Source organism: Kribbella sp. NPDC056951 (genome assembly GCF_042674205.1).
In the GTDB taxonomy this organism is placed as follows: domain Bacteria; phylum Actinomycetota; class Actinomycetes; order Propionibacteriales; family Kribbellaceae; genus Kribbella; species Kribbella yunnanensis.
Genome location: NZ_JBHUQZ010000003.1, coordinates 75,195 through 97,370, shown reverse-complemented (window position 1 = coordinate 97,370; position 22,176 = coordinate 75,195). Strand labels below are relative to the sequence as shown.

20 protein-coding genes are annotated in these 22,176 nt (G+C 67.7%); 10 read left to right on the top strand and 10 right to left on the bottom strand.

Features of this window, described 5'->3' with window-relative positions:
* Window positions 1–89: 89 nt before the first annotated feature.
* Both ACFTSF_RS13175 and ACFTSF_RS13170 read right to left on the bottom strand, forming a co-directional pair.
* Entirely contained in the window at window positions 90–764 is a 675-nt protein-coding gene (locus ACFTSF_RS13175; protein ID WP_380154053.1) for an HAD family hydrolase, read from the bottom strand.
* A complete protein-coding gene (locus tag ACFTSF_RS13170; protein ID WP_380154052.1) occupies window positions 761–1,912 on the bottom strand; it encodes an alpha-hydroxy-acid oxidizing protein in 1,152 nt (383 codons plus the stop codon). The genes ACFTSF_RS13175 and ACFTSF_RS13170 overlap by 4 nt, the downstream gene beginning before the upstream one ends.
* Before the next feature lie 113 nt (window positions 1,913–2,025).
* Between ACFTSF_RS13170 and ACFTSF_RS13165 the strand changes: the two genes are divergently transcribed.
* From ACFTSF_RS13165 to ACFTSF_RS13155, 3 genes are all read left to right on the top strand, one after another.
* Entirely contained in the window at window positions 2,026–3,075 is a 1,050-nt protein-coding gene (locus ACFTSF_RS13165) for a hypothetical protein (protein WP_380154051.1), read from the top strand.
* Between the two features lie 266 nt (window positions 3,076–3,341).
* A complete protein-coding gene (locus tag ACFTSF_RS13160) occupies window positions 3,342–4,562 on the top strand; it encodes an MFS transporter (RefSeq protein WP_380154050.1) in 1,221 nt (406 codons plus the stop codon).
* A gap of 35 nt (window positions 4,563–4,597) precedes the next feature.
* The gene (locus ACFTSF_RS13155; protein WP_344144260.1) at window positions 4,598–5,845 is read left to right on the top strand and encodes a DUF445 domain-containing protein; all 1,248 of its coding nucleotides are present in this window, start codon (window positions 4,598–4,600) and stop codon (window positions 5,843–5,845) included.
* Between the two features lies 1 nt (window position 5,846).
* On the opposite strand, the gene ACFTSF_RS13150 is transcribed toward ACFTSF_RS13155, so the two are convergent.
* Window positions 5,847–6,608: a D-Ala-D-Ala carboxypeptidase family metallohydrolase gene (locus ACFTSF_RS13150; RefSeq protein ID WP_380154049.1), complete on the bottom strand. Its 762-nt coding sequence runs from the start codon at window positions 6,606–6,608 to the stop codon at window positions 5,847–5,849.
* Between the two features lie 188 nt (window positions 6,609–6,796).
* On the opposite strand from ACFTSF_RS13150, the gene ACFTSF_RS13145 reads away from it, so the two are divergent.
* Both ACFTSF_RS13145 and ACFTSF_RS13140 read left to right on the top strand, forming a co-directional pair.
* Window positions 6,797–7,300: a SigE family RNA polymerase sigma factor gene (locus ACFTSF_RS13145; RefSeq protein WP_344144256.1), complete on the top strand. Its 504-nt coding sequence runs from the start codon at window positions 6,797–6,799 to the stop codon at window positions 7,298–7,300.
* Entirely contained in the window at window positions 7,297–8,721 is a 1,425-nt protein-coding gene (locus ACFTSF_RS13140; RefSeq protein ID WP_380154048.1) for a hypothetical protein, read from the top strand. Before ACFTSF_RS13145 ends, ACFTSF_RS13140 begins: the two co-directional genes overlap by 4 nt.
* On the opposite strand, the gene ACFTSF_RS13135 is transcribed toward ACFTSF_RS13140, so the two are convergent.
* Window positions 8,718–9,470, bottom strand: coding sequence for a sugar phosphate isomerase/epimerase family protein (locus ACFTSF_RS13135; RefSeq protein WP_380154047.1), 753 nt, complete (start codon window positions 9,468–9,470; stop codon window positions 8,718–8,720). The two genes, ACFTSF_RS13140 and ACFTSF_RS13135, sit on opposite strands and share 4 nt — an antisense overlap.
* Window positions 9,471–9,568: 98 nt before the next feature.
* Here ACFTSF_RS13135 and rarD point away from each other — a divergent pair, with 98 nt between their 5' ends.
* The 5 genes from rarD to ACFTSF_RS13110 all read left to right on the top strand — a co-directional run bounded on the left by rarD (window position 9,569) and on the right by ACFTSF_RS13110 (window position 15,075).
* Window positions 9,569–10,486 carry an EamA family transporter RarD gene (gene rarD, locus ACFTSF_RS13130; protein WP_380154046.1) on the top strand — a complete coding sequence of 306 codons (918 nt, stop codon included), beginning with the start codon at window positions 9,569–9,571 and terminating at the stop codon, window positions 10,484–10,486.
* A gap of 97 nt (window positions 10,487–10,583) precedes the next feature.
* Window positions 10,584–12,650, top strand: coding sequence for a PhoX family protein (locus tag ACFTSF_RS13125; protein WP_380154045.1), 2,067 nt, complete (start codon window positions 10,584–10,586; stop codon window positions 12,648–12,650).
* A 38-nt stretch (window positions 12,651–12,688) separates the two neighbouring features.
* Complete coding sequence (locus tag ACFTSF_RS13120) at window positions 12,689–13,171, top strand: RrF2 family transcriptional regulator (RefSeq protein WP_380154044.1); 483 nt, start codon at window positions 12,689–12,691, stop codon at window positions 13,169–13,171.
* Between the two features lie 45 nt (window positions 13,172–13,216).
* On the top strand, window positions 13,217–14,611 hold the full coding sequence (locus tag ACFTSF_RS13115; protein WP_380154043.1) for an MFS transporter: 1,395 nt from the start codon (window positions 13,217–13,219) through the stop codon (window positions 14,609–14,611).
* Between the two features lie 11 nt (window positions 14,612–14,622).
* Entirely contained in the window at window positions 14,623–15,075 is a 453-nt protein-coding gene (locus tag ACFTSF_RS13110; protein ID WP_380154042.1) for a cupin domain-containing protein, read from the top strand.
* Window positions 15,076–15,078: 3 nt separating this feature from the next.
* Here the strand turns inward: ACFTSF_RS13110 and ACFTSF_RS13105 are convergent, their stop codons facing one another.
* The 6 genes from ACFTSF_RS13105 to ACFTSF_RS13080 all read right to left on the bottom strand — a co-directional run bounded on the left by ACFTSF_RS13105 (window position 15,079) and on the right by ACFTSF_RS13080 (window position 22,174).
* Window positions 15,079–16,101 (bottom strand): polyprenyl synthetase family protein, encoded by a 1,023-nt coding sequence (locus ACFTSF_RS13105; protein WP_380154041.1) that lies wholly within the window; start codon window positions 16,099–16,101, stop codon window positions 15,079–15,081.
* Entirely contained in the window at window positions 16,098–17,618 is a 1,521-nt protein-coding gene (gene nuoN, locus ACFTSF_RS13100) for an NADH-quinone oxidoreductase subunit NuoN (RefSeq protein WP_344145571.1), read from the bottom strand. The genes ACFTSF_RS13105 and nuoN overlap by 4 nt, the downstream gene beginning before the upstream one ends.
* Before the next feature lie 65 nt (window positions 17,619–17,683).
* Window positions 17,684–19,207: an NADH-quinone oxidoreductase subunit M gene (locus ACFTSF_RS13095; protein WP_380154040.1), complete on the bottom strand. Its 1,524-nt coding sequence runs from the start codon at window positions 19,205–19,207 to the stop codon at window positions 17,684–17,686.
* A complete protein-coding gene (gene nuoL / locus ACFTSF_RS13090) occupies window positions 19,204–21,075 on the bottom strand; it encodes an NADH-quinone oxidoreductase subunit L (RefSeq protein ID WP_380154039.1) in 1,872 nt (623 codons plus the stop codon). The genes ACFTSF_RS13095 and nuoL overlap by 4 nt, the downstream gene beginning before the upstream one ends.
* Window positions 21,076–21,087: 12 nt before the next feature.
* A complete protein-coding gene (gene nuoK, locus ACFTSF_RS13085; RefSeq protein WP_132171174.1) occupies window positions 21,088–21,387 on the bottom strand; it encodes an NADH-quinone oxidoreductase subunit NuoK in 300 nt (99 codons plus the stop codon).
* Window positions 21,377–22,174 (bottom strand): NADH-quinone oxidoreductase subunit J, encoded by a 798-nt coding sequence (locus ACFTSF_RS13080; RefSeq protein ID WP_380154820.1) that lies wholly within the window; start codon window positions 22,172–22,174, stop codon window positions 21,377–21,379. The genes nuoK and ACFTSF_RS13080 overlap by 11 nt, the downstream gene beginning before the upstream one ends.
* Between the last annotated feature and the right edge of the window lie 2 nt (window positions 22,175–22,176).

Here is a 22,176-nt window from a genome sequence, read left to right as displayed (position 1 = left end):
TCAGTAACCTCTCGGTGGGGGTGGTTGTGGGGCTCGCTCAGGCGTGGGGGCGGCGCCGAGGTGTGGGTTGGTGAGTGTTGGCGGTCCGGTCAGTTCTTGTGCCGGTCGGTGACAGCCTGGTCGACGAGGTCGGTGAGGCGGTCGCCGGCTGGGCGGTTCAGGTGGTGGGCGGTTAGGCCGGCTGCTTGGGGGGCTGCTACGTCTAGGTCGGGGTTGTCGCCGATCATGAGGGTTTCGGTGGGGTGGGTGCCTAGGAGGGCGCAGGTTTTTAGGTAGGACTCGGGGTTGGGTTTGCTGACGCCCAGGGACTCGCTGGTGCAGACGACGTGGATCAGGTCGGCCAGGCCGATGGCTTCTAGTTTGGCGTTCTGTTGCAGGGTGCTGCCGTTGGTGAGGACGCCGACGCGCCAGTTGTTGCTGTGGGCAACTTCTAGGGCGGGGCGGGCGTCGGGGTAGGCCGACCAGTTGGTGCGGTAGAGGTCGAGGAAGCGGGCGAAGAGGTCGTCCTGGGCGGACTCGGTGGGGGGAACGGGGTGACCGAGCAGTGGGAGGAAGTCGTGGAGGCGGGCTCGGCGTTGGCCTTGGTGGGTGAGTTCGCCGGTGAGCCAGCGGTTGAAGTTGCGGTCCTCGATGGCGAACCAATCGGCCAATAGAGCATCCGTCGGGGTGCCGCCTAGTTCGGGGATCCAGGCTCGTACGGCGGCGTCGGCGGAGCCGGTGTGGTCGAAGAGGGTGTTGTCGAGGTCGAAGATGACTGCTTTCACGCGCGGACTACCGAGTCGCGGTTGAGTTCGCGGTGGTTGGCGTAGCCGGAGAGGGCGAGGGTCAGGTCCAGTTCGGCGAGGAAGCAGCGGAGGACGTGTTCGACGCCGGCCTGGCCGGCCAGGGCTAGGCCGTAGAGCAAGGGGCGGCCGAGGAGGACTGCTTTGGCACCCAGGGCGAGTGCCTTGGCCGCGTCCGCACCCGTCCGTACGCCGGAGTCGAACAGGACGGTCAGTTGCTCACCGACCGCGTCCGCGATCGCGGGCAGCGCGTCCAGGGCGGCGATCGCGCCGTCGACCTGGCGGCCGCCGTGGTTCGAGACCACGATGCCGTCGGCCCCGTGTTCGTGCGCGAGTTTGGCGTCCTCGACGGCGGTGATGCCCTTGAGGACGATCGGGCCGTCCCAGTTGTCGCGGAGGAAACCGAGGTCGTCCCAGCTCAGGCCGACGTTCGGGAACATCTGCGCCCACTGCATCACCGCGGCCCCCGGGTCCTCCGAGATCGGCTTGGCGAGTTTGGACTGGAAGGCCGGGTCGCTGAAGTAGTTCGCGAGCCCCTCACCCTTCAGGAACGGGAGGAACCCGCGGTCCAGGTCCGCCGGACGCCAGCCGATCGTGCCGGTGTCCAGGGTGACCACCAGTACGCCGTACCCGCTGGCCTTGGCGCGTTGCAGCAGGCTGAGGCAGACGTCGCGGTCGGTCGGGTAGTACAGCTGGTACCACTTGCTCTTCGCTTCGATCTGCTCGATCGCGTGGCTCGCCTGCGTGGAGTGTGTGTAGGTGATGCCGAGGGTGTCGGCGGCGCGCGACACGGCCAGTTCGCCGTCCGGGTGCGCGAGCGTCTGGACACCGATCGGTGCGACCAGCACCGGCGCGGGCATCGCCGTACCGAGGATGGTGCAGCTCAGGTCGCGTTCGGTACTCCCGCGCAACATCCGCGGCACCAACCGCCACCGGTCGAAGGCCGCGAGGTTGGCTCGCGCGGTCGCGCCGTTCCCCGCGCTCGGCACGATGTAGCCCATCGCCTCCGCCGACAGCGTCCCGGCGGCCTGCGACTCCAGTCGAGCCAGGTCGGTGGTGATCTCCGGCGTGGTCCCTTGCAGCATCCCCTGCAGGTAGATCTGCAGCTGAAAATCACCGAAGTTGGCCATGCCGGATGCTCCCACAACATGACATCCGTCAGGAACTGTTCCAGCTGTCCGTCAGCGTCGGATCGGTACGGATCGCATCCGTATCCGCAGTCGTTCGCGCCGACAGTGGAGACATGCTGAAGCGAACCCTCCCCGCCCTCGGTCTCTTCTTCCTGGCACCCCTCGTGGCCGAGTTCGTCCTGGGCAATATCCCGATCACCGCCATCTTCGCGTGGTTCACACTGGCCCCGCTGTACGGCGGCGGTGCGATCCTGATCCGTGAACTCGTCCGACGGCGCGGCTGGGGTTATCCGAGCGTGGTCCTCCTGGGGCTCGCGTACGGCGTCCTCGAGGAGGGCATCACCACGATGTCCCTCTTCAACCCCAACTACGCCGACCAACGTCTGCTCGACCCGGGCTACATCCCCGCCCTCGGCATGGGCGCCCCCTGGACAGTCTTCGTCCTCGGCCTCCACACCGTGTGGAGCATCACCGTCCCCATCGTCCTGATGGAGTCCATCTCCCGCCGCCCCCGCGAACCATGGCTGGGCCGAGTCGGACTCACCCTGTACGGCGCTCTGTTCGTCGCCGGCCTCATCGCGACAACCGCCTTCTCCCTATCCGCCGACCCCTTCATCGCCAAGCCAGCGCAGTTCGCCGGGGTGGTCGTCGCGATCGTCGTGCTGATCGCACTCGCCGTACGGGTAGGCAACCGAAGCAAGCGCGAAGCGGCGCATGAACTGGTGGGCGGGGCAGGCGGCTCGGGGAGCGAGGCGGCAGGATCGGCGAAAGGGGTGCTTGGCGGCGTTCCCCCGGTGCGGCTTGCGGGGATGAGCGGGCTGGTGCTGAGCTCGGCGTGGATGCTCTCCAACGACGTCGTGCACTCGGCATGGATCGATGCAGGCGTGATGCTGGCGATCGACGTACTGGCTGCGGTGGTGCTGAGCACGTGGTCACGGCGCGCGGGGTGGACGCCGCGGCATTCGGTGGCGGTGGCTGGGGGTGCGTTGCTGACCTACGTGTGGCACGCGTTCCCGCAGTCGCCGATCTTCGCGGCCTCGCACACCGCCGACTTGATCGGCAACATCGTCTTCGGGGCGGCCGCACTGGGCGTTCTCGCACTCGCCCTGGACAGAGCCCACCCCACCCACCCCACCCAGCCCGTCGCTCCACCCGCCCACTGAAGCCACTGGCCACTCCCTCCCCCTCCTCCCGCGACCGAAGCCACCGTGCAAATTGGCCGCGAGTGTGGGGAGATTGTCGCCGGATATCGATTTCCGGCGACACGGTCCTCACACTCGGGTCAGGCGAACAGACTGGCTTCGGTCGCGGGCGGCCCCTCGCGAGTGGCTTCAGCGTGCGGCGCCAGTGAAGCCACCGTGCGGGCGGAAGCTGACAGATGAGTGGCAGGTTTGTGGGAGATGCGGGGCTGGGTTTGGGAGACTCAGGTGTGACTGATGCCGCGACTGCTGACGATCGGACGGTGCCGCGGCATACCGGGCTGGCGTTGTTTGCGTTGGCGACTGGTGGGTTTGCGATCGGGACTACCGAGTTCGTGACGATGGGGTTGTTGCCGCAGATCGCGGATGGGGTGGGGATCTCGATTCCGACCGCCGGGCACGTGATTTCGGCGTACGCGATCGGGGTGGTCGTCGGCGCTCCGGTGATCGCGGCGCTGGGGGCGCGGATCGGGCGGAAGCGGATGTTGCTGGGGTTGATGGCGATGTTTGTCGTCGGCAACGTGTTGTCGGCGGTGGCCAACAGCTACGAGTTGTTGATGGCGGCGCGATTCCTGACCGGGTTGCCGCATGGGGCGTTCTTCGGGATCGGGGCGGTGGTCGGGACCTCGATGGTCGCGGTGAACCGGCGGGCCTGGGCGGTCTCGATGATCATGGTCGGGTTGCCGGTGGCAAATATCGTGGGGGTCCCGGCCACGACGCTCCTCGGCCAGGAGTTCGGCTGGCAGGTGCCGTTCCTGGCGGTTGGGGTGCTCGGGCTGCTGACCTTGGTGGCCGTCTGGTTCTGGGTGACACCGCAGCCGGTGGGCACCGACACCAACGTGCGCAGCGAGTTGAGCGCACTCGCCCGCCCGCAGGTGTGGATGGCGTTGCTGGTCGGGATGGTCGGGTTCGGCGGCATGTTCGCGACCTATTCGTACATCACCCCGACGATGACGGAACTGGCCGGTTTCTCCGAAGCCGCAGTCACGATCGTGCTGGCGACGTACGGCGTCGGGATGACTTGCGGCACGCTGATCGGCGGCCGGCTGGCCGACCGCGCGCTGATGCCGAGCCTGTACGGCGGCCTGATCGCGGTGACCGTCGTACTCGGCGTGTTCGGGTGGATGGCGCACACCAAGCCGACCGCGCTGATCGCGGTATTCCTGATGGGCTGTAGTGCGAGCATCCTGATCCCCGCACTGCAGACCCGCCTGATGGATGTCGCCCACGAGGGCCAATCACTGGCCGCGTCGCTGAATCACTCCACGCTGAACATCGCCAACGCCCTCGGCGCCTGGCTCGGCAGCCTCGTGCTGTCGGCCGGCTACGGCTACGAATGGCCGAGTCGCGTCGGCGCCGCGCTGGCCGTGGCCGGGCTCCTATTCGCCGTGATCTCGGGCCAGATGGACCGCCGTACGGCGAAATCAGGGGCGAACCAGGTCAACGCCTGACCGGATCGCTGGGTATCACCTGGTTGGATCGGGGTATGGCGACAGTGACGTTGGGCGCCGCCGACCTGGTCCGGCGGCGGGGACTGCGGCAGATGCGACTGGTCGCGCTGTCGTTGCTGGTGCTGGCTGCGGTGATCTACGTGATCACGCTGCACCGCGAGGGCGCGTGGGGCTATGTGAACGCAGCGGCCGAGGCGGCGATGGTCGGTGCGCTGGCGGACTGGTTCGCGGTGACTGCGCTGTTCCGGCGGCCGCTCGGGTTGCCGATTCCGCATACCGCGATCGTGCCGACCCGCAAGGACAGTCTGGCCGAGAGCCTCGAGCAGTTCGTCACGGAGAACTTCCTCTCCGCGGAGGTCGTGGCGGAGAAGATGAAGTCGGCGGACGTGAGCCGCCGGGCCGGTGAGTGGCTGGCCGCCGGCAACCACGCCGAGCGAATCGTCGCGGAAGGCGCCCGGACGATCGGGGCCGCGCTGCCGAAGCTCGGGGACGACGATGTGACGGCGTTCGTCCGGGGATCGCTGCTGCCGCGGTTCGTCCAGGAGCCGCTGAGCCCGATCGCCGGCCACTTCCTGGAATCGGTCGTCGACGACGGGGCTCATCACGCGCTCTTCGACCTGCTGATGATCGAGGCCCACGACTGGCTGAGCGACAATCGCGAACTGCTCGCCGACGTGGTCGGACCGCGCGCACCGCGGTGGTCGCCGATGTGGGTCGACCGGCTCGTGGTGGACCGGATTCATCGCGAGGCGCTCGCCTGGCTGGCCGACGTACGGGACAACCAGGACCACGCCGCCCGGAAGGCGATCGACCGGCTGCTGCAGAAGCTCGCGGTCGACCTGCAGAACGACCCCGAGACAATGGAACGCTTCGAGGCCTTCAAGGCCCGGATGCTCACCCACCCCGACATGGGGTCCAGCCTCACAGCGGTCTGGGATTCGTTGCGCACGGCACTCATCGACTCGATCCAGGACCCCGCGAGCACGCTGCGGGTCCGCGGGGTGAAGGTCATCCAAGATCTGGGTCAGCGCTTGCAGGACGACGACGTACTGCGCGAGAAGGTCGACGCCCGCGCCACCGAGGCCGTCAGCTACGTCATTCGCACGTACGGCAACGAGATCGTCTCAGTCATCTCCGACACGATCGCCCGCTGGGACGGCCGCGAGGCGTCGGCCCGGATCGAACTGCACGTCGGTCGCGACCTGCAGTTCATCCGGATCAACGGCACCGTCGTCGGCGCCCTCGTCGGCCTCGTCATCCACACGGTCAGCCAACTGCTGTAGCTCAGATGCCGCAGGTCGGGGCGTCCCAGACGTTGGTGGAGCGGATGTCGACGTGGGTGTGGTCGTTGTGGCCCGGGTAGCCGGGGCCGAAGATGCCGCCGAAGCCGTGGTTGCGGGCTTGCTTGGCCAGCGTGCACAGGGATTGCGAACCGACCAGGTCGGCGGCGCGACCGTACAGGTGCTGGCTGTTGCTGGCACCGCCTACCGAGTTGTTGCACGGCGTACTGCGGAAGCCGCTGGTGACGTTCATCGGCTGGTCGCCGAGAGCGTGCCGCATGGCCTCGAGCTGCCACATGGTCTGGAGTGCGTTGGCCTTCGTGGCCGCCTCGCCGAGCGGACCGCCGTCGTACCCGGAGCCGCCGCACCCGTCGTCGAGCTCGGCATAGGTGAAGTGGATCGGCGTGCAGTCGTCGTCCTGTAGTGCGTAGATCTTGTTGAACGTCGCGTCGCCGGCCACGCCGTCCGACACCAGCCCGTACGCCGTTTGGAATCGCTGTACGGCGGCCTTCGTGGCGGGCCCGAATTCGCCGTCGGTGGCGAGGTGAGCGCCGTACCCGGGGTATCCGGCGACGCGGATCTGCAGCTGCTTCACGTCGGCGCCGGTCATGCCCTGACTGAGGGCACGGCTCCACGTGTAGCAACCGTCGGCGTGAGCCTCGGTGGCGGTGACGAATTGGGTGGTGACGGTCGCGGTCAGCATCGCCGCGAACAGCAGGAGCAGGGAGACCAACCGTGGCAACGGCCGGCCGATGAGCTGGGACATGACAACCTCCGGGGCGGTGAAAGTGACTTGTCTGCCGACAGCATTGCGGCAAGATCCACCGGTTGACCAGGGTTCATTGGGAACTTTGTGCCGAACAGGCAACCAAATCCCGGGGACACCTGGTCAGGCAAGATGTGACCATCAAGGACAGCGCGCTCACGCTGCGTGCCGGAGAAACGGGGCCGCCGGTGACATCCAGCGAGGGATTCGACGCCTTCGTCGCCGCCCGCTCCGGTCGATTGCTGCGGACGGCGTACCTGCTCACCCACGACCACGCGCTGGCCGAGGATCTCGTCCAGACCGCCCTCGCCAAGGCATGGTTCGCCTGGTCCCGGATCGAACGCGACAACCCCGAGCCGTACGTCCGCAAGATCATGGTGAACACCTACGCCTCCTGGTGGCGCCGCCGCTGGAACCACGAGATCCCCAGCGATGAACTCCCCGAGACGGATTCCACCGCCGGCCCCGAGTACGAGGGTGATCTCTGGGCAGCGCTGCAACGGCTCCCCCGCCGCCAGCGCGCCGTGATCGTCCTGCGCTACTACGAGGACCTGACCGAGGCCGAGACCGCCCGCCTCCTCGGTACCAGCGTCGGCACCGTCAAAAGCCAAGCCAGCAAGGCAGTAGCGAAACTCCGCCTGGACCCCGCCCTCCTGTCCGGCGCCCCTGCCACCCAGGAGACCCCCCGATGAACCTCCAAGACCTCCGCCGCGAACTGGACACCCGCGCCGAAGAATCCGCCGCCCGCCAGCCCGACCTCCTGCCCGGCATCCACAACAAGATCCGCCGTACCAAACAACGCCGTACGGCGACCGCCCTCGCCTCCGTGGCAGCAATCGCAGCCCTGGCCGTCGCTGTCGTTCCCGGCGTCCTCAACACCTCGACGCCGGACCCGGCCGAGATTCCGATGGACTACACCAGGGACGGCCAGACGATCCCCGGCATGGTCAACGGCGACAAGTTGCTCAAGGCCTGGATCGGCGACCAGAACCAGAACAAGGTCTCCTTCGCCTGGACCCCGACCACGAACAAGATCGCGGTCTACGCATCCTGCGATTCCGCCGGCTACGCGGTCCCCAAAGAGGTCCGGGTCTGGATCGGCACCTGGTACCTCGGAAGTATGGCGTGCCGTGACGGCAGCACCGAGACCGAGGCTGCCCCGCTCGGGATCTTCCGGCCCGATTCGGCGCTCTGGCTGAGCGCTCCCCCCGGGAAGGCCGCGACGGTCAGGGCAGAGGTCGTCGGCACCGACAGCGCACGGCCGGAGAGCTCGGAACGGGTCCGGATCGGCATCTACAGCACCACCGGCGGCTCACGGGTCGGGGCCCCGGCCCCGGGGCCCGGGGACTTCCAGCAGGACGGCGTCGTCTATCGGAAGAATGTCGGCGGAGACACGCTGCTGGGCGCCGGCGTCGCTCCAGCCGGAGCGACCGAAGTGCGGTTCAAGTTCACTCCGACCGGCGCGCCGCTGGCACTGCATCCTTTCTGCACCGCAGGTCAAGGCCCGGGGACAGCCCTCCCGCCGTACGAGGTCGAGATCACCCTCGGCGGCAAGCCGGCGACGACGATCACCTGTTTCAGCTCTTCCGTCGATGCCGGGGCATCGAACGTGAGTTCCGGAGACTCGCAGGCGCCCGCGGGCCAGGAGATCGAGGCCGTGGCGCGACTGGTTCCGGTGAACAAGCTCACCACGGAACTGCCGAGCGACGCCCACCTGGCGCTCGGCATCTACGCCCAGGGCCCGAGGCGCGACGTGGGCGGCGTCAGACTCGCCGAACGGATCGAGGTCGACGGCATCACCTACCAACTCGGCCCCATCACGTCGGCACCAGGCCCGGAGAAGCGGGTGGAGATCCGCACTCCGGCGGATCAGAAGTTCGTCCTGGCGTACGGCGGCGCCCGGCTCGGCACCAAGGACTCACTCCAGGTCAGGGCGCAGGTCGGCGACTCGGTGGCCAGCGGGAAGAGGGTCGACGCCGCAGGCGGAGACGGCGACCTCGGCGTCGGGTCCGAGGCGTACCCGGCCGGTCCGGCCCAGGTGGCCCACATGGAGCTCACTCAAGGCGAACCGACCGGCGGCACTCTGGTGCTCGCGATCTACCTGCCCGTCTAGAGCCAGGCGTGCAGGTTGGCGGCGTCCTTGACGAGTTGTTCCGGGTCGTTGTCGGGGACGAACTCCAGGAGGGCGTTCAGCTCGCGCGGGTCGGCCGCCAGCTTCGCCAGGACCTGGCGCCACAGGGACTCGCGGGTGGCCAGGGGGCGGCGGGTGCCGTCGGGGTCCCAGGAGAAGACGTGGACTGTGGTTAGCCAGGGTAGGAGGGCGTCCAGTTGCTGGAGGCACTCTTCGTCGGGCATGCCGACCGGGGGCTGCCAGTACGTCGTGAGGTTCGGGGCGCCGACGTCCATCAGCAGGGTGATGGTGGAGTCGACCTCGTCGGTCAGGGTGTTGCGGTGGAACTCGAGGGCGATCTCGATTCCGGAGCCGGCGGCCACGTCTGCCAGTTCGGCGAGGCCGCGGGTGACCGCCATTCGGTCGCCGACCCCGGCTTCCGCCGTACCGACTGTGCCGGCCCAGACTCGAATGCGGGAGGCGCCGAGGGCTTCGGCGGTGGCGACGGTGGCGCGCATCTGTTCGCGGTCGGCGGCGCCGGCGCGGAGGTAGGAGCCGTAGGCGACGGTTTGGAGGCCGTGCAGCTCGGTCAGGTTCTTCACGCGGCGGGCGGCGACCAGGTCGCCGAGGGGGACGTGGACGTCGCCACCCCACTCGATTGCCTTCAGGCCGGCCTGCGCCGCGACCTCCACCACCTCGTCGGCCGGCAACTGACGGAACGTCACCGAGACCAGTCCGGTCCTCACACCCACGCGTGCCTCCTCAGGTTCACCCTTCTATCCAACCGCATCGTCTCAAGTCATGAGCAAAGTAGTTGGATGCAAATGACGATCGATCTAGAGTGCGAAAGGTGCCGGAGCAGCGAAAAGGGTTCATCTACGGGTTCACCGCCTACCTGATGTGGGGCCTGTTCCCGCTGTACTGGCGGCTCCTCGATCGGTCCGGCGCGATCGAGTTGCTGGCTCATCGGGTGGTCTGGTCGCTGCTCACGATCGTCGGCCTGGTCGCCGTACTGCGGAAGTTCGGCCAGGTGAAGGCGTTGCTCCGGCAACCGCGGAAGCGGTGGGCGTTGATGGGCGCCGCGCTGCTGATCTCGGTCAACTGGGGGACCTACATCTTCGGCGTGATCAACGGTCACGTGGTCGAGACCTCGCTCGGCTACTTCATCACCCCGTTGTTCGCCGTCTTCCTCGGCGTGGTCGTCCTGAAGGAGCGGTTGCAGCCGTTGCAGTGGGTCGCACTGACGATCGCGTTCATCGCGGTTCTCGGGCTGGCGATCGAGAACGGCCGTCCGCCGTGGATCGCGATCATCCTGACGTTCTCGTGGGGTTTCTACGGGCTCGTCAAGAAGAAGGCCGACGCCGGTGCGATCGAGGGGATGGCGATCGAGTCGGCCACCGTCGTACCGCTGGCGATCGCGGCGATCGTCGTACTGGGTGTGCAGGGTCAGTCGACCGTCACTCAGGACGGGACCGGGTACTTCGTGCTGGTGCTGCTGACCGGCCCGCTGACCGCCGTACCGCTGCTGTTCTTCGGTGCCGCCGCGACGAGGTCCTCGCTGACGACGCTGGGTCTGCTGAACTACATCGCGCCGATCCTGCAGTTCATCTGCGGTGTCACGCTCTTCCATGAACATATGTCGCCGATGCGCTGGGCCGGATTCGGCCTGGTTTGGCTGGCGTTGATGATCTTCACCTTCGACGGGATGCGGCGGCGCCGGAAGACGCTCGCGCTGGCGCGCGCCGCGCTCGCCACTTCCGCAGCGTAAGCATTCGACTTCCCGTTGCTACTAAGGGAAGCCTAAGCCGTCCGGCGTTCATCTGACCTTCACCCAGCGACTGTCTGCGCTCCCTAGGGTCCCCGACGTGACCAAGTTTCTGCCGCTGCTCAGTCAGCTCGGTACTCGCCATGGATCCCGCTCGTTCCGCACCTGTGAACTCAAGTGCGCCAACCAGTGCGACCACGCCCAGCCGAACACGTCCGGCAACGAGCACATCCAGTCCGTGGTGCGCTCCGCCTTCACCCGCCGCAACATGCTGAAGGCCGGTGCCGCCGGCGCCGCGGCCGCCGGCGTCGCGACCCTGGCCACCAACCTCCCGGCCACCGCGGACCAGCAGGTGTACGGCGGTTTCCCGAAGGGCAACGGTGACTTCCCCGGGTTCGGCGGTGGTCACGGCAAGCTGACCCACGCCGCCGTACCGCCGAACCGCAAGGACGACATCGTCATCCCGCGCGGTTACGAGCAGGGCGTGATCATCGCCTGGGGCGACCCGGTCGAGTACGGCGCCGCGAAGTTCGACGCGCACAAGCAGTCGGCGGCGGCGCAGGCCAAGCAGTTCGGCTACAACAACGACTACACGATGATCGTGCCGCTGCGCGACGAGCGGAAGTCGTTGCTGGTCTGCAACCACGAGTACACCGACGAGTACCTGATGTTCCCGACCGGCAAGTACGACCTGGCCACCCAGGCCAAGATCGGCATCGCCGCCCACGGCATGTCGGTCGTCCAGATCGAGCGCGTCGGCCACACCGGCCAGTGGCGCCGCGACAAGCACCTGTCCCGCTACAACCGCCGGATCACCGCCGCCACCAAGTTCGACGTGACCGGCCCGGCGGCCGAGGACAAGCGCGTCGGAAAGGTTGCCTACGGCACCTTCGGCAACTGCTCCGGCGGTGTTACCCCGTGGGGAACCGTGCTGTCCGGCGAGGAGAACTTCAACGGGTACTACGACGTGTCGGGCACGACCCCGGCGGAGTACGCGGCGTCGTACAAGCGGTACGGCGTTCCGACCACCGTCACCAAGTCGGCGCGGCAGTGGAGTCTCGTCGACCCGCGCTTCGATCTGACCAAGACCCCGACCGAGGTCTTCCGCTCCGGCTGGGTGGTCGAGGTCGACCCGTACGACCCGCGTTCGGCGCCGAAGAAGCGGACCATGCTCGGCCGCCTCAAGCACGAGGGTGCGACCACCACGATCACCGCCGACGGCCGGATCGCGGTCTACACCGGAGACGACGAGAAGGGTGAGTACATCTACAAGTTCGTCTCCGAAGGCAAGTACGACCCGGACAACCGGAAGAAGAACTTCGGCCTGCTCGACGCCGGCACCCTGTACGTCGCCAAGTTCACCGGCGACGGCAACGACGACGGCCTGCACGACGGCACCGGCCAGTGGATCGCGCTGACCAGCCACACCACGTCGTACGTCGAGGGGATGTCGGTCGCCGACGTACTGATCGACACCCGACTGGCCGCGGACAAGGTCTCGCCGACCCGGATGGACCGCCCCGAGGACGTCGAGCGCAACCCGGTCAACGGCCGCATCTACGCCGCGCTGACCAACAACGACAAGCGCGGCGGCGCGTTCCCGGCCGACGAGGCCAACCCGATCACCGTCTCGCACGTCCGCGAGAAGTTCGAGGGCCCGCTGATCGAGAAGGCCGGTAACCGCAACGGCTACATCCTCGAGATCACCGAGGAGGGCGACGACGCGGCCAAGACCGGCTTCTTCTGGACCCTGTTCCTGGTCTGCGGTGACCCGACCGCGCAGGAGACCTACTTCGGCGGCTACGACAAGTCCAAGGTGAGCCCGATCTCCTGCCCGGACAACGTCAGCTTCGACGGTTCCGGCAACCTGTGGATCTCCACCGACGGCAACGTCCTCGGTTCGAACGACGGCATCTTCACCGTCCCGGTGGCCGGACCGAACCGCGGTCAGGTCAAGCAGTTCCTCTCGGTGCCGTTCGCATCCGAGGCCTGTGGACCGCTGGTCTCCGAGGACGACAAGACCGCCTTCGTCGCCGTCCAGCACCCGGGCGAGACCGACGACGCCACGTTCGAGAAGCCCACCTCCACCTGGCCGCACACCGACAAGTTCCCGCGCCCCGCGATCGCCTGCGTCTGGCGCCGCGACGGCGGTCGGGTCGGTTCGTAGCTTGACCTCGCCTAACCTGGACATCTAATATCCAGGTTATGAAGATGAACGAGGGCGTCGAGTGGGCGATGCACAGCTGCGTGAACCTCAGCTGGCTGCCCGGCCAGGCGGTCACCGCCAAGCACCTCGCCGCCTTCTACGACCTCCCGACGGCGTACCTGAACAAGCAGCTCCAGGCGCTGACGCGAGCTGGGATCCTCTCTTCGGTCTCCGGACCGAAGGGCGGCTTCCAGCTCGCCCGGGACCCTCGGAAGATCAGCTTGCTCGACATCGTGGTCGCCATCGACGGGCCGGACGACGCGTTCCGCTGCACCGAGATCCTCAAGGACGGCCCCGGCGGTAACCCGCAGGCCGACTACGTCAAGACCTGTCACATCTCCCGCGCCATGCGCGCAGCCGAGCTGACCTACCGGCGCGAGCTCGCCGGGCGGACCATCGCCGAGATCGCCGAAGGCGTGGTCGAGGAGTTCCCGGAGGCGCCGGCCAACGCCCGCACCCGGTTCAGCAACCTCAAGTCCTGAAATCCCGCAGTCCCACTTGATCCTTGACCCAGGAGTTGATTCTGGATGTTTGATGTCCGAAATAAACCGTTGATCCTTGCCTTACTGGCGTTCGCGCAGCTGATCATCGCGATCGACTACACGATCGTCTTCGTCGCCGTCCCCGACATCGGGCGCGAGCTCGGGTTCGCGCCACACAACCTGCAGTGGGTGGTGAGCGCGTACGCCGTACCGTTCGGCGGCCTGCTCCTGCTCGGCGGCCGGATGTCCGACCTGCTCGGCCGCCGCCGGATGTTCATCACCGGTCTCACCCTGTACGGCGTTGCCTCGCTGGCCGGTGGATTCGCCACCGAGCCGTGGTTGCTGGTGGCCGCTCGGGCCGTCCAGGGCTTCGGCGGCGCGATCCTCGCCCCGGCGACGTTGTCGCTGATCGGGACATTGTTTGCCGAGGGCAAGGAACGCAATCGCGCGTTCTCCATCTGGGGCGCGGCCGGCGGTTCCGGAATGGCGCTCGGATCGCTGCTCGGCGGCGTACTGACACAGGCCTTCGGCTGGCCCGCGGTGTTCTACGTCAACGTCCCGCTCGCCGCGATCGGCGTACTCGCCGCCGTCCGACTGCTCCCCCGGCTCGGGACAACGCAGACTCGCCGACGGTTCGACGTACCAGGTGCAGCGACCGGTACGGCGGGGATCACGGCGATCGTGTTCGCGCTCGTGCAGGGTCCGGCAACCGGGTGGAGCATCGCCAGCCTGATCGCCCTGGTGGCGGGGATTGTCCTGCTGGTGGCGTTCGTGCGGATCGAGCAGCGATCGGCGGATCCCCTGCTCCCACTGGAATTGCTGGGTCAGCGCAACCTGCGGATCGGCGTTGCTGTCATCGCGTTGTTCGCCGCGACGCTCGGCCCGCTGCTGTACTTCGAGACCGTCTATTTCCAGGACATCCACGGCTACACCGCCCTGCAGACGGGCCTCGCCTACCTCGTCCCGACGATCGCCATCTTCGTCGGCGCCAACCTCGGCGGCCGGATCGCCACCCGGTTCGGCCTGCACCGCACTCTCGCCGCAAGCCTGGCCCTGGCCGCGGTTGGCGTTGCCTTGCTCGGACTCGTCCTGTCCGCCCACGCGTCGTACGCGGTCCTGGTCCCTGTCTTCCTGATTCTCGGCCTCGGCCAGGGCAGCGCCTTCACCACCATGTACGCCGCCTCGTCGGCCGGCGTCGCCGCCGAACACCAGGGCATCGGCTCCGGCCTGGCCTCCACTGGCCAGCAGGTTGGCAACGCCATCGGTCTAGCCGTCCTGGTCGCCATCGCCAACCACGACACCGCAGGCCGCACCGGCGAAACCCTCCGCCTCGCAGCCACCGACGGCATCCGCCTCGCCGTCTTCCTCACCGCAGTCGGCGTGATCGTCACTGCCGCAGTCGCGCTGACCGCCCACCGCCGTACAACCGTCTCTGTCTAAGGAGCTTCACCATGACGATCCACATCACCCCCGCCACCGCCGAGACCCTCACCGCGACCGGCATCACGCTGCTGGCCGACGTGGCCGACACCAACGGTCACCTCACCACCCACCGCTCAATCTTCAAGCCCGGCACCGAAGGCGCTCCCCCACACCTCCACCAGCAAGCCGGCGAACTCTTCTACGTCCTCTCCGGCACCCTCCGCGTCCTCACCAACGACACCCTCACCACCCTCGCCCCCGGCGACACCCTCTTCGTCCCGCCCAACACCCCACACGCCTTCGAAGCCCTCGACGCCCCCACCGAAGTCCTCTTCGTCCTCACCAACGCCAAACCCCGCTTCGACTACTACCGCCTCCTCGAACAGGCCTACCAAGGCAACGCCGAATGGTCAGCCGTAGCCGCCACCAGCAACCTCTACGACAACCACTACGTAGAAAGCCCCACCTGGCAAACCCGCTGAAGCTCAGACGGAGCGGGTTACTACCAGGTCGCAGAGGGAGTCGAGGGCTTGGCGGGCGGGGCCTTCGGGGAGGGGGGAGAGGAGTCGGCGGGCGTCGGAGGCGCGGCGGCGGACGTCGTCTTCGGCTTGGGTGAAGGCTGGGTGGGCGCGAAGCAGGTCGAGGGTCTCGGTGAGGCGGGCGTCGTCCGAGAGGTCCGAGTCGAGGAGCTCGAGGAGCCTCGCGTCGTCGGGGTTGGTGGGGTCGGCCTGGGCGCGGAAGATGAGCACCGGGAGGGTGGGGACGCCTTCGCGGAGGTCGGTGCCGGGGGTTTTGCCGGACTGGCCGGAGTCGCCGGCGATGTCGAGGATGTCGTCGGCGAGCTGGAAGGCGACGCCGATCTCCTCACCGAAGGCGCGCAGGGACTCCTGGATCTCTTCGGAGGCACCGGCGAAGCGGGCTCCGAACAGAGCCGAGGTGGCGATCAGGGAGCCGGTCTTGTCGGCGATGACGGACAGGTAGTGCTTGAGCGGGTCCTGGCCTTCGGTGACGCCGAGGGTCTCGCGGATCTGGCCTTCGACCAGGCGGCCGAAGGTGCGGGCCTGGATGCGGACAGCGTCGGGGCCGAGGTCGGCGACCAGGTCGGAGGCGCGGGCGAAGAGCCAGTCGCCGGACAGGATCGCGACCGAGTTGTCCCAGCGGGCGTTCGCGGTGGCCGAGCCGCGGCGGAGCGCGGCCTCGTCCATCACGTCGTCGTGGTGCAGGGTGGCGACGTGGGTCAGCTCGACCACGACCGCGGACTTCACGACCTCAGGAGCTGCCGGTGCCGAGCCGAACTCGGCGCCGATCAGCACCAGCAGCGGCCGGAACCGCTTGCCGCCGGCAACCATGACGTGCTGGGCGGCGGCAGTGACGAACGGCGCCTCGGACTCGGTGGAGTCGCGCAGCGCCTGTTCCACGGCCTCCAGCCCAGCGCGGACCCGGGCTTCGAGCGCCTCATCGGCGAACGCGAAGCCCAGGCTCTCGGCCGGCAGCGGGGTCGGACTCAACGGATGAACTCACCCGCGCGGGCCGCCAGTTCGAGGACCGGTCCGGGGACCAGGCCGAGAATCACTGTGGCGGCGAGACCGAGGGCGACCGCGGTCGTGGTCTGCCAGCCCGGCAGCGCCACGTCGGGCGCGTCGGCCGGCAGGTCGGAGAAGAACATCAGCACGATCACGCGGACGTAGAAGAACGCGGCGACCAGCGACGACAGGACGGCGACGACCACCAACGGCCACGCCCCACCCGTCCAAGCCGCACTGAAGACCGCCCACTTGCCGGTGAAGCCCGCGGTCAGCGGGATACCGGCGAAGGACAGCAGGAAGAACGCGAAGATCCCGGCCAGCAGTGGCGACTTCTTGCCGAGCCCGGCCCAGCGGGACAGGTGGGTGGCCTCGCCGCCCGCGTCGCGAACCAGCGTGACGACCGCGAAGGCACCGATCGTCGAGAAGCCGTAGGCGACCAGGTAGAAGAGCACCGCCTGGGTCGAGGTGACCCCGGTGTGCACGCCGCTCCCGGCCTGGGCCAGGCCGACGAACGCGGTCAGCAGGAAGCCTGCGTGCGCGATCGACGAGTAGGCCAGCATCCGCTTCACGTCGGTCTGGGTGATCGCGACGATCGAACCGACCACCATGGTGAGGATCGCGACGACCCACATCATCGGCGCCCAGTCCCAGCGCGAACCGCCGAGGGCGACGTAGAAGACCCGCATCAGCCCGATGAACGCGGCGATCTTGGTGCAGGCGGCCATGAACCCGGTGACCGGCGTCGGCGCACCCTGGTACACGTCCGGCGTCCAGGAGTGGAACGGTACGGCGCCGACCTTGAACAGCAGGCCGACCGCGATCAGCGCGGTACCGGCCAGCAGGATCGACTCCGCGCCGGTGTCCTGCGCGAGCGCGTCGGCGATCCCGCCGAGCGACATCGTTCCGGCGTACCCGTAGAGCAGCGCGATCCCGAACAGCAGGAACGCGGAGGCGAACGCACCGAGCAGGAAGTACTTCATCGCGGCTTCCTGCGAGATCAGCCGGCGACGACGCGCCAGCCCGCACAGCAGGTACAGCGGCAGCGAGAAGACCTCGAGCGCGACGAACAGCAGCAGCAGGTCGTTGGCCGACGCGAACAGCATCATGCCGCCGACCGCGAACAGCGTCAGCGGGAAGATCTCGGTGTGCTCGATCCGAGCCGCCGTACCCTCCCGCTCGGCCTCGGACCCCGGTACGGCGGCCGCCTGGCTCGCGAACGCGGACAGCCCACCGTCGAGCGAGCGCTCGGCGAACAGCAGCACGCTGATCAGCGTCAGCGCGAGCAGGATCAGCCAGGTGAACAGCGCCGGGCCGTCGACCGAGATCGCGCCCTGGGCCGCGATCAGTTCCTTGTTCTCGTTGATCAGCATCGCGGTCCACACGCCGGCGGCGAGGATCGCCACGACGGTGATCGCGACCTGCGCCAGGTGCCGCAACGCGCGCGGCAGGAACGCCTCGGCGATGACGCCGACACAGGCCGCACCGAACACCACGAGCATCGGTGCGAGCTCGTTGTACTCGATCTTCGGCGCGACGAAGTCCGCCGCCGGCAGGATCAGGCCGATCACTTCTGTCCCTCCGTCACGGGGATCTCCGGCGCCTTGTCGGTCACACCGACGCGCTGCATGGTCGATTCGACCGCGGGTTTGATGATGTCGACCACCGGCTTCGGGAAGATGCCGAGGCCGATGATCAGGACCACCAGCGGGGCGATCGCGAGGATCTCCCGCGCGTTCAGGTCCTTGAGCTTCTCGATACCGTCACGCACCGGCCCGGTCATCGTGCGTTGGTACATCAGCAGGATGTAGAGCGCCGCCAGCACGATGCCCAGCACCGCGATCACCGCGATCACCTTGTGCTTGCTGAACGTCCCGGCCAGCACCATGAACTCGGAGATGAACGGCGACAGACCGGGCAGCGCCAGGCTGGACAGACCCGCGAACAGGAACGTGCCGGCCAGCACCGGGGCGACCTTCTCGACTCCGCCGTAGTCGGCGATCCGGGCCGATCCGCGCCGGGAGATCAGATACCCGGCGACCAGGAACAGCGCGGCGGTCGAGAGACCGTGGTTGAACATGTACAGCGTCGATCCGGTCAGGCCCTGGGACGTCAGCGCGAAGATGCCCATCACGATGAAGCCGAAGTGCGAGATCGACGTGTACGCGATCAACCGCTTGATGTCGGTCTGGCCGATCGCCACCAGGGCGCCGTACAGGACCGAGATCAGGGCGAGCACCAGGACCACCGGGGTGGCCCACTCGGACGCGTTCGGGAACAGGCCCAGGCAGAACCGGATCATCCCGAAGGTGCCGATCTTGTCCAGGATGCCGACCAGCAGCACCGAGGTGCCCGGGGTCGCCTCACCGGCGGCGTCCGGCAGCCAGGTGTGGAACGGCACCATCGGCGCCTTCACCGCGAAGGCGAAGAAGAAGCCGAGGAACAGCCACCGCTCGGTGTTCTGGCTGATGTCGAGCTTGATCAGGTCACTCAGCAGGTACGACGGGTCGCCGGCGCGCGCCGACAGTACGTACAGGCCGACCACGGAGGCCAGCATCAGCAGTCCACCGAGCAGCGAGTAGAGCAGGAACTTCACCGCGGCGTACGAGCGCTGCGGACCGCCGAAGCCGCCGATCAGGAAGTACATCGGGATCAGCGTGGCCTCGAACAGCACGTAGAAGAGGAACACGTCGGTCGCCGAGAAGACACCGATCGACAAGGCCTCCAGCGCCAGGATCCAGGCGAAGAAGGACTTCGAGGACCAGCGTCCGTTGTCCGCGTCGTTCCACGAGGCGATGATCACGATCGGCGTCAGCAGTGCGGTGAGCACCACCAGGACGATGCCGACACCGTCCAGACCGAGCGCGTAGTTCGCGCCGAACGCCTTGATCCAGGTGTGCGTCTCGTTGTACTTCTCGGCGCCGTTCTGGTGGTAGCCGACGGCAACGATCGCCGTCAGCACCAGCGTCACGAGCGAGAAGCCGAGTGCGACCTGCTTGGACAGCAGCGCCTTCGCCTTGGGCACCAGCATGGTGGCCAAGGCGCCCACGAAGGGCAGCAGCAGTAAGAGGGTCAGCCAACCGATTTTCACGACAACCTCACCGCGAGGAGGGCGACGACCACGAATGCGGCGCCGAAGACCATGCTGAGTGCGTAGGAACGGACGAAGCCCGTCTGGAACCGGCGGAGCCGGCCGGACAATCCACCGAACAGTGCGGCCAGCCCGTTCACCAGGCCGTCCACGCCGCGGTTGTCGAGCCAGACCAGCGTCCGGGTGAGGTACTGGCCCGGGCGCATCAGGACCGCCTCGTTCAGAGCGTCGCCGTACAGGTCACGCCGGGCGAGGACCGTGAGCGGCGAACCGGCCGGGGCCTCACGCGGGATGTCCCGCCGGTACTTGGCCACTGCGATCACGACGCCGACGGCGACCACCGCGAGGGTGATCAGCGTCATCACGATCGCCGGCAGCGGCAGGTGGTGCTCCTCGTGCGCGCCGACGACCGGCTCCAACCAGTGCTCGATCCAGTGCCCGGCGAAGTAGAGCGCGCCACCGCCCAGCGACAGTGCCGCCAGGATGATCAGCGGGACGGTCATCACCTTGGGCGACTCGTGCGGGTGCGCTTCCTTGTCCCAGCGCTTCTCGCCGAAGAACGTCATCAGCATCACGCGCGTCATGTAGAACGCGGTGATCCCGGCGCCGAGCAGCGCGCACAGACCGATCACGATGTTGTCCGCGAAGGCGGCCTCGATGATCTTGTCCTTGGAGAAGAAGCCGGCGAACGGCGGGATGCCGAGGATCGCCAGGTAGCCGAACGCGAAGGTGACGAAGGTGACCTTCATCGGCGTCCGCAGGGCACCGTAGTGGCGCATGTTCACGTCGTCGTTCATCCCGTGCATGACGGAACCGGCGCCGAGGAACATGTTGGCCTTGAAGAAGCCGTGCGTGATCAGGTGGAAGATCGCGAACACGTACCCGGCCGGGCCGAGACCGGCGGCCAGCATCATGTAGCCGATCTGGCTCATCGTCGAACCGGCGAGCGCCTTCTTGATGTCGTCCTTGGCGGTACCGATGATCGCACCGGCCAGCGCGGTGACCGTACCCACGATGACGACGGCGGTCGAGGCGGCCTCGGACATCTCGAAGATCGCGTGCGAGCGGACCACCAGGTAGACGCCCGCGGTGACCATGGTCGCCGCGTGGATGAGGGCCGACACCGGGGTCGGGCCCTCCATCGCGTCCAGCAGCCAGGACTGCAGCGGCACCTGTGCAGACTTACCGCACGCGGCCAGCAGCAGCATCAGGCCGAGCAGAGTCGCCCAGGTGCTGCTCAGGTGCTCGGCACCGGAGTTCACCGTGGTGAAGGCCGACGAGCCGAACAGCGCCCACATGCTCATCACCGCGAGCGAGAGGCCGATGTCACCGACCCGGTTCACCACGAACGCCTTCTTGGCGGCGACCGCGGCCGAGTCCTTGTGCTGCCAGAACCCGATCAGCAGGTACGACGCCAGACCGACGCCCTCCCAGCCGACGAACACCAGCAGGTAGTCGGCCGCGAGCACCAGCAGCAGCATCGCCGCGATGAACAGGTTCAGGTACGCGAAGAACCGGCGCCGCCGGACGTCGTGCTCCATGTAGCCGATCGAGTAGATGTGGATCAGCGAACCCACACCGGTGATCAGCAGCACGAACAGGATCGACAGCGGGTCGATCAGCAGCGTGAAGTCGACCTTCACACTCCCGACCGAGAACCACTCGAACAGGCGAACCGTCTCGGACCGCTCCTCGCCGTGCAGCCCCTGCATCTGGAAGAACAGCACGACACCGAAGGCGAACGAGGCCAGCGGCGCCAGCGTGCCCAGCAGGTGACCCCACGCGTTGGTGGCCTTGCCACCGAGCAGCAGGATCGCCGCGGACAGCGCCGGTACCGCGACCAGCAGCCAGGTCAGCTCATGACTCATCGGTTTCAGACCTCAGTACTTGAGCAGGTTGGCGTCGTCGACCGAGGCCGAACGACGGGTGCGGAAGATGGCCATGATGATCGCCAGGCCGATCACGACCTCGGCCGCGGCCACCACCATCACGAAGAAGGCGGCGATCTGGCCGTCGAGGTTGCCGTGCTGGCGGGCGAAGCTGACGAACGCCAGGTTGGCCGCGTTCAGCATCAGCTCGACGCACATGAACACGACGATCGCGTTCCGGCGCACCAGTACGCCGAGCGCACCGATACTGAACAGGATCGCGGCGAGCACGATGTACGGCTCAGTCGTCACTGTTCTTCTCCTTCACGCTGTCTTCACCCTCGGTAATCTCGCGGACGGCTTCGACGTCCGCGCGCTCCTCGGCCTCGGGGAACACCGTGCCACGAGCCTGCAGGACGCGCGAAACCGAGGTCGGTGCGATCGACCCGTCGGGCAGCAGCGCCGGCGTGTCGACGGCGTTGTGCCGAGCCAGTACGCCGGGAGTCGGCAGCGGACCGGGGTGGATCCCCTGCTCGGCGTACTTGCGGATCCGCTCCTCGGCGTGGTCGCGCTGGGTGCGCTTCTTGGTCAGCCGCTCGCGGTGCGCCAGCATCATCGCGCCGAGCGCGGCGGTGATCAGCAGCGCCGAGGTGACCTCGAAGGCGAAGACGTACTTGCCGAACAGCAGTTGCGCGATGCCCTTGGGGTTACCGTCCGGCTGCGCGTCGGCCAGGCCGATCGGGTTGCCGTAGATGCCGTTGCCGACCGCAAAGACGATCAGCAGGCCGAAGCCGAGGAAGGCGAGACCGGCGAGCAGCCGCTGTCCGCGAATCGTCTCCACCAGGGAGTCGGACGCGTCGACACCGACCAGCATCAGCACGAACAGGAACAGCATCAGGATCGCGCCGGTGTAGACGATGATCTGCACGGCGAACAGGAACGGTGCGTCCTGAGCGGCGTACTGGACGGCCAGGCAGATCATCACCGTCGCCAGCAGCAGCGCGGAGTGCACCGCCTTGCGGACCAGCACCATCGCGATCGCGGCCAGCACCATCACCGGTGCGAGCAGCCAGAACGCGACCTGGGAACCGACGACCATCG